The 11,117-nt window shown below is 37.2% G+C and carries 17 protein-coding genes and 1 pseudogene; all 18 read right to left on the bottom strand.

The window, feature by feature from the left end; genetic code table 11:
• A pseudogene (locus KHA90_RS24615) lies at positions 1-338 on the bottom strand (hypothetical protein); the annotation flags it as partial.
• Positions 335-820 carry a hypothetical protein gene (locus tag KHA90_RS24610; RefSeq protein ID WP_213308111.1) on the bottom strand — a complete coding sequence of 162 codons (486 nt, stop codon included), beginning with the start codon at positions 818-820 and terminating at the stop codon, positions 335-337. The pseudogene KHA90_RS24615 and the gene KHA90_RS24610, both read right to left, overlap by 4 nt.
• Entirely contained in the window at positions 810-1,682 is an 873-nt protein-coding gene (locus KHA90_RS24605) for a nucleotidyltransferase (protein ID WP_213308109.1), read from the bottom strand. The genes KHA90_RS24610 and KHA90_RS24605 overlap by 11 nt, the downstream gene beginning before the upstream one ends.
• Complete coding sequence (locus tag KHA90_RS24600) at positions 1,682-1,972, bottom strand: hypothetical protein (RefSeq protein ID WP_213308107.1); 291 nt, start codon at positions 1,970-1,972, stop codon at positions 1,682-1,684. The genes KHA90_RS24605 and KHA90_RS24600 overlap by 1 nt, the downstream gene beginning before the upstream one ends.
• Positions 1,962-2,303 carry a hypothetical protein gene (locus tag KHA90_RS24595; protein WP_244860601.1) on the bottom strand — a complete coding sequence of 114 codons (342 nt, stop codon included), beginning with the start codon at positions 2,301-2,303 and terminating at the stop codon, positions 1,962-1,964. The genes KHA90_RS24600 and KHA90_RS24595 overlap by 11 nt, the downstream gene beginning before the upstream one ends.
• 5 nt (positions 2,304-2,308) lie before the next feature.
• Positions 2,309-2,518 carry a hypothetical protein gene (locus tag KHA90_RS24590; RefSeq protein ID WP_213308106.1) on the bottom strand — a complete coding sequence of 70 codons (210 nt, stop codon included), beginning with the start codon at positions 2,516-2,518 and terminating at the stop codon, positions 2,309-2,311.
• Position 2,519: 1 nt separating this feature from the next.
• Positions 2,520-3,026: a hypothetical protein gene (locus KHA90_RS24585; protein WP_213308104.1), complete on the bottom strand. Its 507-nt coding sequence runs from the start codon at positions 3,024-3,026 to the stop codon at positions 2,520-2,522.
• Positions 3,026-3,997 (bottom strand): hypothetical protein, encoded by a 972-nt coding sequence (locus tag KHA90_RS24580; protein WP_213308102.1) that lies wholly within the window; start codon positions 3,995-3,997, stop codon positions 3,026-3,028. Before KHA90_RS24580 ends, KHA90_RS24585 begins: the two co-directional genes overlap by 1 nt.
• The gene (locus KHA90_RS24575; protein WP_213308100.1) at positions 3,997-4,668 is read right to left on the bottom strand and encodes a DUF6046 domain-containing protein; all 672 of its coding nucleotides are present in this window, start codon (positions 4,666-4,668) and stop codon (positions 3,997-3,999) included. The genes KHA90_RS24580 and KHA90_RS24575 overlap by 1 nt, the downstream gene beginning before the upstream one ends.
• Positions 4,669-4,673: 5 nt before the next feature.
• Positions 4,674-6,647 carry a phage tail tape measure protein gene (locus KHA90_RS24570; RefSeq protein WP_213308098.1) on the bottom strand — a complete coding sequence of 658 codons (1,974 nt, stop codon included), beginning with the start codon at positions 6,645-6,647 and terminating at the stop codon, positions 4,674-4,676.
• 157 nt (positions 6,648-6,804) lie between these two features.
• Positions 6,805-7,104: a hypothetical protein gene (locus KHA90_RS24565; RefSeq protein WP_213308096.1), complete on the bottom strand. Its 300-nt coding sequence runs from the start codon at positions 7,102-7,104 to the stop codon at positions 6,805-6,807.
• Between the two features lie 59 nt (positions 7,105-7,163).
• Positions 7,164-7,577: a hypothetical protein gene (locus tag KHA90_RS24560; protein ID WP_213308095.1), complete on the bottom strand. Its 414-nt coding sequence runs from the start codon at positions 7,575-7,577 to the stop codon at positions 7,164-7,166.
• Positions 7,578-7,579: 2 nt separating this feature from the next.
• Positions 7,580-8,776: a DUF2586 family protein gene (locus KHA90_RS24555; protein ID WP_213308093.1), complete on the bottom strand. Its 1,197-nt coding sequence runs from the start codon at positions 8,774-8,776 to the stop codon at positions 7,580-7,582.
• Positions 8,776-9,240, bottom strand: a complete 465-nt coding sequence (locus KHA90_RS24550; RefSeq protein WP_213308091.1) for a hypothetical protein — start codon at positions 9,238-9,240, stop codon at positions 8,776-8,778. Before KHA90_RS24550 ends, KHA90_RS24555 begins: the two co-directional genes overlap by 1 nt.
• A complete protein-coding gene (locus KHA90_RS24545) occupies positions 9,240-9,734 on the bottom strand; it encodes a hypothetical protein (protein ID WP_213308089.1) in 495 nt (164 codons plus the stop codon). The genes KHA90_RS24550 and KHA90_RS24545 overlap by 1 nt, the downstream gene beginning before the upstream one ends.
• Positions 9,731-10,186 (bottom strand): CHAP domain-containing protein, encoded by a 456-nt coding sequence (locus KHA90_RS24540; RefSeq protein WP_213308087.1) that lies wholly within the window; start codon positions 10,184-10,186, stop codon positions 9,731-9,733. Before KHA90_RS24540 ends, KHA90_RS24545 begins: the two co-directional genes overlap by 4 nt.
• Complete coding sequence (locus tag KHA90_RS24535) at positions 10,186-10,470, bottom strand: hypothetical protein (RefSeq protein WP_213308080.1); 285 nt, start codon at positions 10,468-10,470, stop codon at positions 10,186-10,188. Before KHA90_RS24535 ends, KHA90_RS24540 begins: the two co-directional genes overlap by 1 nt.
• 54 nt (positions 10,471-10,524) lie before the next feature.
• On the bottom strand, positions 10,525-11,117 hold a 593-nt coding region (locus tag KHA90_RS24530; RefSeq protein WP_213308078.1), incomplete at its 5' end, for a hypothetical protein.

Raw genomic sequence — 11,117 nt, 5'->3', positions numbered from 1 at the left:
CATGCCCACGAAACATCTGAAGTTCCAAAAGTGGCGTAACGAATTGTATAAATTTGTTTTACTGAACCATTTTCAAAAGGACGGCTTACAGCCTCTTCGATAATTATTACTCGTGAAGTTCCCGATACAACTGCGGGTCTAAATTCTAAAAGTTCACCGTCAATATAAACGAAACCTTTTTGAACTGTGCTGCCAATTGTTTCACAACCTGAAATAATACTGAAATTACCGGCTAATGATCCAAAAGCATTGAATACATTAAATGATGTTTCGAGCTCTTCGAGCCTCTCAAGATTTAACGGCCAACCGCCTGTTTGTAAAAAGTTTGTATTATTCATTCTATGATAAATATTTTGTAACGGAAACCTCCTGATTTGTAAAATTTGATGTGTGCATCTAATGCAAAAAACTGAGCGTTATAAATTTCCTCCGGAACAAAGACAATAAAGTCTAAACCGGTATCTGCCGTTTCTGATTCAGTTCGTAAATAAATTGTTTTGTTTTCGCTTTCCGGATATAGGTAAACTGTTTTTGATTCTACTTCCGTGTAGATGTAAAAGGTCTTATGCATTTGACCATTGCCGATATAGATTCGCCGTTGTATTCTATCAAAACCATCATTCAGAGAACCTTCTAACGAACAAATCTGACCAGTATGTTCAAGCTTGTATAAATTATCTATTCGCCAGTTTGACCATTTATAATAAAGCGAGTTTAAAGGCTTCAATAATGTTTGAGCAAAAAAGGCTAAGGATGTTTTCCGAAGCATCGTGGGAATGTTATCCAGGGCGAAAATATTCCAGTCGATTTTAAACCACATAATGAATATTGTCAAATGTTACTATCTCAAAATATCCGCTTTCAGCAACTTTTGTTATATTGATTGGTTGCGGAATACCGTAATCGTTTATTTCAGGATTAATCCATGCACTCTGCGCGCTGATAAGCGTTGCATCTAAAACGCCCGATACTAACTGAATTTTATCGATTAAAGATGAAAGTTGTAATTCACCATTGAATTTCAATTCTTTCATGAACGCCTTTAAAGCTTCATTCACCGGATAATCAGCATTAAGCTTACTCATACCGTTTTCATTCAGTATTAACGCATCCCTTTTGATCTGAATGGTTAAGTACAATTTATCTGCTTTATAATTGATAATCGTTAAGGCTACACCCGCAACTTTAATTCTTTTATAATAGTATTCAATTGCTTCGACTTGCACTGCATCCGTAAAATTGGTTAACACTCCGTTTTGTTCACCGGCTATTTTAAGAATTACCCGGCTACTGTCAGTTGCTTCATTAACCGCTGCATACTTTATTATTTTAGAAGCTTCAATCTGCTCATTAGTGGCAGCGCCGTTGTCGAAATAATCTTTGTCCTGGACAAGGGCAAAACCTAATTGAAAACGTAAAGCCATTGTTCTATACCACGGAAGCGTTCCTGCCTTTTCATTTGCCAAACGCTGATCAACTTCTTTTGCGTGCTGATCAAACATTAATTCATGTAAGTAGAGCGCAAAAGCAACCATTTCAAAAAGAATGTTTTCTAAACTAACGAGTGAAAATTCAGACTCGAAAGATGTGCCAATTGTGAAACCGTACTTTTCTGCAAAGCTTTGATTTGCCATAAACGGCGTTGTAATTTCAGCTTTAATTTGTGTTTTGGATCGTGCCATTATCTTACTATAAATGTATCTTCAATTATCATTGCTCCAATTCCGTCATCAGGAACTATTACTGCAAAGTCACTTTTTGTTATTCCTGTAGCACAACGATTTTTATCATCGAACAGATCAGTTATTGGTTTAAACTGTTTTCCTGAAAATTTCAGGTCAAAACCAATTTGCATACTGTCTGTAATTGAAATGTTATTTTCCAAAGACATTAAAAAAGCATTCTCAAAAGAGCCGGTCATTTCAATTGTTTTATCTAAAAAACTTTGACCCTGATGTACTTTACTTTCCATATTCAGCAACTATTTTAAAAGGCTTGTTTTCAAATAAATCAACTTGACTGACAATTAAATTGTCTTTTTTTAAGTGCTCGCTTATCCTATGTCGAAAAATCAAATAATCTGAACTTAGGACTATATCTTCAATACCAACTCCTAAATCAGGTTTGAATTTTAATTCTCCTTGGTGCATCATTAACATCAATGCGATGTTTTGCTCCTTTGACTGTCCGATAACCAAGCCACTTACTATTTTATTTGAAGCATCACGAACAGGATCGATTTTTAAATCCATAAGAGTTCCATTATCACTGTTGTCATTTAGTTGAATGCCTATGCTTTTCATAATTGTTATGTTATATTACCCGTTCCGGTTCCGGTCTGTGCCGTTGCACTACCCGTTGTCGCAACATTAACCATTACGGTTCCGGATTTCACAAATATTTCAATTTCACTGGATAGACGATTTGCAAATTCTTCAATTGAATTGCTCTCTTTTTCTAACATATCGGTTAGTAAAGTTGTGATTGCTATTTTTAGCGCGGCTTTATTTAAAGACATTTTAATTGCTATTTAAAAGAGTTTTAAACTTTGTATCTAATTGTATTAATTTTGCTATTGTTGTTGGCGCTATTTTACCCGGTCCCGAAGGGGTTAAGATAATTGCGTTTTGAATTTCTGTTAACAAAGAGGAAACTAAAGCGCCTAGATTTGATGTTTCGTTTTTCAATGTTACTTTTCCTGTGGTTCCGTCAACAATAAACTCAAAGCCTCCTTTTTTATAAGAGATACTTTCGACCGCATCAACCTTAACAACTATTAATCCTGATAATTGACCCGTCTGGCTGATTAATATTACCTCAGAACCAACTTTGGGAACTGTAATGAATAAATCTTCATTTTCATTTATTGTCGCACAAAGTCGTACATCACTTAATACCATTCCTGAAACTAATTTCACTGTACAAGTTGTGTTTTGTATGGATATTACTTCAGCAGTAATTGCAAGATTCTCATTAAAGCCCAGGGCTTCAATTAATGCGCGTTTTATTGCAGCGGGTTTGTCCATTATACACTTAGTTTAACTCCTAATTTTAAGGTTCTTTTAAAACCACTCTCATTGATTGCAGTGGTTACAGCTACGACATAATACTTTCCGTCTTTTTCCGGATAGTCTTCGTCCTTTATTTTGGCTGAGTAGGTCGGCTGAACAAATGGAATTGCCCATGTGTCAATACTTCCCTCATACATATCTGCCGATCTTCTGATTAATTCCGCATTCGCAATTTTTTTTAAGTCAGCAGTACTGACAGAACCAACCTTAAGAGTGATTTTATCACCTCCGGTGGTACCAGTTGTATATTTTTCTATTTTTCCTGAAAGGTTTGTCTTTTCAACGGTTATCTCGACTTTACGATCAATTGCTTTTTTGAATTCCAAAGAGCTGTTTTCTATATTTCTTTGCATTGAATAAACCACATCACCGCCTTTTTCCAAATAAGGAGGATGAATATGTAATTCCTTTTTTTCTGTGTTGAAATAAATGTTTGCTTTGGTTTCTTCAGCTAACTTTTTTAAAACGTCATATCCAGTAGCCTGGTGAATTACAAATTTTTCATAAGTGATATCATAATCACAAACAAGTTTGTACGATTTGTCAATCTGGTCTATCAATAACTGTCCGATTTTAGGTAACGATGTTGGTTTTAACTCAACATCTTTAACGCTTTTCCTGAATAAGAAAAGAGCATCTTCGCACTTAATTTTTAATGAATTATCATTAGTAACAACGTCCTGGACAAAACCGACAAACTCCGTTTTTAAATCATCATCGTACCCGGCTTTTATAATTACTTCCGAACCCCTTTTAACTTCATTGCCAATATTAAAAACCTGATTCATAAAAGCCTCAGGCAATGTAATAACAGCAGTGTCGCTCAAATTGTCAACACTGCATTCAATGTCAATTGAATCAATTGTTTTCAAGCTATAGGTTAAACCTTCAGTTTTAAATTTTATATTCCAACTTATGTTATACATTAAAAATCATCTTTAATCAAAAGTTCATAAGAATAATCGCTTGTTAATTTCAATTCATAAGCTTGCACGTTTTCGCCTTTGGTAAAAGGAAAACTATAGTCTTCGACAACTACTTTATTTACAGAAATTAGATCTAAAGGATGGCAGTAAATAAAAATTTCTTTAGAATGCTTTAAGAATTCAAATAATTTAGAAAAATGTTCTCTTGGGAAACAGTCTTCAGGTTTTCCCTGCATTATACTTCCAATTAAAACACCGGTTACAGTGATGTCAAAATCCTTTCGACTCCAACGTTCTTTTATTGTGCCTATAAGTTTATCTCCCTGTTTAGCAACATTACGCTTGACAATACTATTTCCCGAAGCAATGTTTATCATTGGTTCATAAGGGAAAAGCCATTTTTGACCATTTTCTTTAAAAGAAAAGCTTAAAGGAAAAAATTGCTTTTGATCTTCTATCGAATCCCTAGTTGTCCAGTTATCTTCTGCATTTATAGCGTGTCCAGATTTTGACGTAACATTGTTTTTTTCATTCTTAACAGGTAAAAACGGAATAACCGGCAGTACGCGGTTAATCAATTCATTGTTCACAATGTTTGCGTTTTGAATCAGGTTAACAGCTTTACTTCCCATTAATCCTGCAAATAATAAATCTTGTTTATCTAAAGCCATAATATTTATCCTGTGGCACTTGCTGCCATTGCTAAAGTTCTTAATAGTTCATCGGCAACACCTTCACCTGCTTGTTTCGCTGTGTCCTTTCCGCCACTGACAGTATCGGCTTTTAACCCGATCAATTCCTCGATTTTTATTGTAATATAATTGTGTTTGGTTCCGCCAGTAGCTACAGCTTCATTACTTTTTTTACCCGATCCGTTACCGCCACCACCGCCCAAAGTCGGAGGGGGTTTTGATGCACCTGGCAAACTTGGATCTGAAATACCTTCATCGGTTTTCTTTTCCTTTTTCCACTTTACCGAATCATAAGCAGCCTTGAATTCTCCCGCAGCTTCTAAAGCAGTGTTTCCGGCTTTTTTGTAGCCATCTTTGATTGATTTTTTTCGCGTTTCAACCTGAGCGTTTAATTGGGCAATCTGAGCGTTATTGTCAGCTTTATTTCCCAGACCAATGGCATTTTTGAACTTGTACCATGCGATCTGAATTTTGTTTATTCCTATCATGAACCCGTTAACCATAAGATTAAAGTTTGCTTTAACTGTTTGTACGTAAGCCATGAAAAGTAATTTCGCTCCATTAATAGTATGCTTCCATGCTGCGCCCCAACCTTCTGTTTTAGAAACTACAACCGCAATAACTGCAATCAAGGCAATAATACCCGCTACAATAAAAACTATCGGATTAAGATCCATAACCACATTAAATGCTGTTTGAACACCTGTCCACGCAGTTGTAGCACCTGTAACAATTGTTGTCCATAAAGCCTGCAATTTTGTAGCACTTGTCATTACTGAGAATATCTTACCGGCTCCTTGCATGATTGGCATTAAATCCGCAAAATCTTTCGCTGTTTTACCGATTACATCTGCATAACCGATCCAGCCATCGGTTCCATTAAACAGAGAAATCTTAAAATCATCTATCTGAGCCTGAAGGCGCTTGTTTTTTTCTAATGGGCTTTCCATTATAATCGCAGCTTGTTCATAAGCTGTATTGGTTCCTGTAACCGCTTCTGTAAGTTTCGCCGCTTCCTCAATGTTACTGACCATCGCAATAGCAGCGTTGCTATTTTCTTTACCAAATAATTTGGTAACCAGCGCCTGATCATTCATGATTTTTTTAAGCGGCCAAAGGCGTTGTGAAAGTGTAAGAGAATTATCAGTAAGCCTGTTAATATCTACCCCCGCAGCTTTAAGTTCTGCCTTGGTATCTTTTGGTAAAAATCTCCCTTGCGCTAAAGTTGCCATTACGTTTCTTAAGGCAACTCCACCCTCAGCTCCTTTTTTCCCATTCTTATCAAGTACCTGGAGATAAGCATTCGTTTCTTCGAAAGAAACATTTGCGGTTTTGGCAGCTAATCCGGATTGCTCCAAAGCTTGCGCAATTTGTGGAAGCTCTGCTGAACCTTCTTTTGCAGCGGCAGCCATAACATTATTCATGCGGGCCATTTCTTTGGATGCCTTAATTGGATCAGCCAAAGAAACCTGATATTGATTCATAGCCGTTGTAAGAACATTTGTCGCTGCAACAGTATCACCGCCCATAAGCTTAGAAGTAACTGAGACTTCTTTACCCATTGATTTCAACGCTTTAGGCACTTTTGCAATCTCTGGTGAAAGCTGTGATAGAATCAGCTTATAAGATTCTGCTGATGCGGATGCCTCACCTCCAAAGGTTTTAGCGTTTTCCCTCGCATAACCTTCAATTTCTTTTAATTTATCTCCTGTAACACCTGTTATCGCCTGAAGATCGTACATGTTTGTACTAAGTTTCATTCCAGGTTCATTTAACGATGCAATTCCGTCAGCGGCAGAATTAACATTCCTAATGAACGATTCCATTGTAACAGAATTCAATTTCTTTTGAATTTTATCTATTTCCTTCTGAACACCGTTCGAAAATTTATTAAAACTAGCACTAGCCTTATCAACATTACTGTTGATCTGAATCATATAACTTAAGGTATTGCTCATTATAACATGTTGTTTTCGGATTTTCTGATATAGATCAATTCTGCATATTTAGACGCCCATTGTTGGTCTGTTAAGTCATCAGGATTAAGATGAAAGTAATATCTTAATTGGGCGTTTGCTATTCTGAGCCAGTCATTCTCATTGACAGCTGATGACTCTACAGCTTTTCCAACTCAAACTGTTCAAAGGCACATATTTCATCCAATTGCGGACAAATACCTAAAAAGAGCGTGTCATTGGTTTGTATTTCTTCATCACCATGAAGCCAACAGCTTTTAAGTATTGAATCATTGAATTTTAAAGGATCAGAAGTTCCTGCGGTGGAAGCGTAACTAAGTTCCTGACGTGTAGGTTTTCTTAAATAACAAATTTTGTCAGCATTTTTGGATTTAAGCGAATAAACATATACATGTTCAGCTTTCCAAGCGGCGATTTGTTCCGGTGTTGCAGTTTTCATTTTTAGTTTGTTTGTTTTTATAAAATAACACTCCCGAAGGAGTGGTTAAATTGTATTAATTAAGCATTTGGTTTAACTGCCAGGGCGATAAACGGAATTGATATTTCCATATTCTTATCGCCTTGTTTCATTTCCTTTGGCGATTCAGTAAAGCTGATCCCAACAATTCTGTCAGTAGTCATAGCATCACCGGCAGATGGGTTTCCATAAGAAACAACGCCGTCTACATTTAAACCTAAAACGGATCCGTTACCGGCTTTTTCCAAAGCAATCAGTTCCGACTGTAAAACCGTGATTTCTCCCTCGATGGTGATGTTACCGGTTTGAATACTGTGAGGATATCTCCCCTTAGCAAACAAGGCTTCTTTTTCGCCTTTTTCAGTGTACTTTATACCGCGGATCCCTGTTATATCTCTACCACCTAGAACGACTGTAACATCGCCCCATTCGTATTGTCTTGAATTAAAACTCATAATTATTGACCTGTATTAAATCCTATTGAAAATTCTAAGAATCTTCCGTAGCCATGTGGACGTACTTTGATTCTGCCTTTGATTGTTGAATCCTGAGAAATGTTATTGGTAACATCAATTTGACATTCAACTCCTGTATCGTTTGCTACTGTTACATCTGCTGAAAGCTCACCTTTAGCAGTCATTGCCTGTGCAATTACTCTTTCTACTTCAGCCTCCAATGCTTTTGCATATGATGCCTGAATTTTACCTTCATTGTTTAGCGGAACTGTGTCCAGGATAAAGTCTGTTAAACTTTGGTTTGCCAGTACATACGCTTTATCAATTACTCGTCTGCGAGTTAAAAAATGATAATCGTCTTCAATTCCGCAAGCCATCATGTCATCGACAAAAAAGTATCCGCTTTTCCCAACATGGGTTGTTAAAGTGATAAAACCTTTGTCATAAATAGCATCAATATTCACCTGTTCAACAGGCGTATCAACAACATAAAATGTTAATGGTTTTAATGCTCCGTCTTTAACTCTTCCGACATTTACATGAACTTGGTTTGCAGCGATTCTGCCTGCTAATACTCCAACAGCTGCGCCTTTAGATGCTGTTGATCCGGTTCTGGTTTCAGTATCACCGATTAAAACAGCCACCCTGTTATTTGTTTCGGCAGAGAAACCGATTAAATCAGAAGTTACTCCTGTAAAGTTGTAAGCTTCAATTATAAAAACTACAGGCTGTTTTTTGTCAGTTGTAAATTGTTCGGCTATTGCCTGAGCTGCTGCAACTGTCGCGGGAAACCCTGTTCTAATTCCGGCAGTTACAACCACTTCCGCCACCGATGGTGCATATTTAACAACAACAAATCGGATTCGTCTGTTAGATGCTGTCAGAACAACTGAACTTGCAGAAATTAATTCATCAAGTGTTTTTGTTTTTGCAAGTCCATAGATCCAAAGCTCCGTTCCTGTTCCGGCTTCTGCATAAAACTCTTTAATTGTTTTGTGCAATTCGTAATTTCCCGCAACTGAAGGAATGATTCCTAAAGTTTCCGCCTCTTCAAGAGAGTACACGGTATAGGCTTTGTTTAAAGCAAATCCGGAATTTGAAACGGCAGAGGAAACAATCACACAAATACCGTCAGGACTTGTAGCAACAATACCAAGATTGCCGTTTTCAAAGGATACATTTACATTTGGCTTACCCATTATTTAACTTTTTTAGTATTATTCTTAGGCGTTTCCTCTTTGGCAGTCTCAATATTTGCAGTTTCTACCGCTTCACCAGTAATATTGATTGCCTCACCGCCTGATGCGATTAACTCTTCAGTTTCTTCTGCTGAAAGTTCAGGCAGATTACTTATAATATCACCACCCGTTTCACCTTCAGCCAGAATATTTACAGAACCATCTGGAATTGCAGGAACTTCAATCATTGCTCCGGGTATTGCATCACCGTGTTGTAATTTATTAAGGTCTTCAAATTCGTTATCGTCAACATCTTCGTCGATGACTTCAATTTGTAATGGATTAACAATTAATTCTACTGATTTATCTTTCAGCGTTTTTGCGTGCATTTTTGCGTCGTTGTCATTATAAAATGGCGTTCCGTCAGACGTTACATGTACTGATTTTAAATCAGGGTTTGTTTCAAAAATTTCATGTTTTTTCATTATATCGTTTTTTTAAAAGTTGTTTTTATAAATGCGATGATTATAAGTGTAAGTATTGATACTAAAAACCAAAAGCCTTTAATTTGAGTTTCCTGTCGCCAGGTAAGTACATTGGTAATTATTGGAACTTCCTTAATTTCCTGCTTATGCTCTGTGATGTAAGTTGATTTCCATCGCAAAAACAATTCTTGTGCTTTTGCTTCACAATCGACTGTAAGGACGTTGTCAGCAATCCGAACCTTTGGGCTTTTTAAGTTGCGCCCCGGTTCGGCTTGCGTAACACTCTTAATGGCTACTTTTCCGTTGATGCACTCTAAAAGTGCATTATAAGAAGAGCTGTCTTTTTGTACTGTCAAAACAGTATCGTGTATTGTTTCGGTTATCACCTTTTCGATTGTTGTAGTATTCTGCACCACAACTGGTTTTTTGCCTGCGCAAGAAACCAGAAACATGGTGAGAACTAAAAACAAACAACCTATTTTTATATTTTTCATGGTCTTAAAAATCCTTTTATTTTTGATAATTCTCTAACTCTTCTGCAAACTTCATAGCCTTCACGGCTACCTTCATCGTTTGTATTTCCTTCAATAGTATGGACTTTTGATCCTGCTACTTTCTCTACAATTCCGGTGTGACCTAATCCTTTCCCATAGTCCAGGATCATTATATCGCCTGGCTCTGGAAGCTTCACTCTCAATAGTGGCTTTGCGTTCCACATCGCCAGTACACCACCAGTTTTCTGTAATGTATTTGTAGTTGCTAATTGCTTGGATGCTTCGCTCGCGCACCAATAAATAAAAGCCATGCACCAACTGTAGCCTTTTCCAAGTCCGACCGACTTTAGATATTTTTCAACATCTGCACCGGCGTTGCTGTTTTTTGGGATTTCATGAACGCCAATTTGAGTAATGGCGATCTGTAATATTTTTTCGGATAGTTTGCTCATTAGCTTTTCCCGTTTAGTTGTTTGAATTTTTGTAACTCTTCAACCAAGTGCTGATTGATGCCCATTAACTCGCGGTGTTGCGCTTCCATTGTTTTAATTGTTTCAGTGGCGGCTGTTAAACGAGTAGCCATATCATCGAGTAATTCACGGTAATATTTGACAGCATTAACTGCGTTATCCAATTCAGCGGCTCTGTCTTCTGCCAGTGATTTTCTTTTTGAAAAGAACCAGGTAATGAATGAAGCGAAAAACGCCGTAAGAGTTGGGTATAAAAATTGCTCCATAGTTGATTTTTAAAAAAAGGCTACTACCGTATAGAAGTAGCCTTTTGTATATTACTAGTAAATTGCTCCTATGAATCTGCTTTCAAAAGGAAGTGCCATAAAGTAATGACGGTAGTTTAACAGATTGGATTGGTTTGCTGTATCGGTATCTGCTTTAGTAAAATACTGTTTAGTCAATCCCGTTTTCTTAGCAATTCCACCAGTCCAAAATGCCACAGAACCTTCACGATCTCCCGCAGCTTTAACAGCTCCAAAAGCTTTTTTAACCCCCGCACTGGTATAAAGCGGATTTCCATTGTATTGGAAAAGTTCAAAACCTGCAATCATTGGTGCAGGCATTCCTGTATTGTAGTTTACCAACTTATCACCGAAGTTTTTACGATCAACCAATAAGTCATTCCAATGTTTTGTAGACAAAACAATACGTCTGCCGCTTGGATCAACTTCATCTGCATCTAATCTGCCTTTAAGGGCAACCAAATCCTCGTAGATCAATGTTGCAACACCACCAACAGCCGTTCCTGTAGCCGCAATAACTGGTGTTGGAGCAGTATCGGAAGTTGGAGCGATAGAATGGATTGCTTTTTTGAATTTCTTAGTCAGGATTGCTCTGGTATGACTGCGTGTTGTTGCGTCAATTTTATCGT

Source organism: Flavobacterium psychroterrae (assembly GCF_018380615.1).
Lineage (GTDB): Bacteria > Bacteroidota > Bacteroidia > Flavobacteriales > Flavobacteriaceae > Flavobacterium > Flavobacterium psychroterrae.
This window is presented reverse-complemented; position numbering and strand designations above follow the sequence as displayed.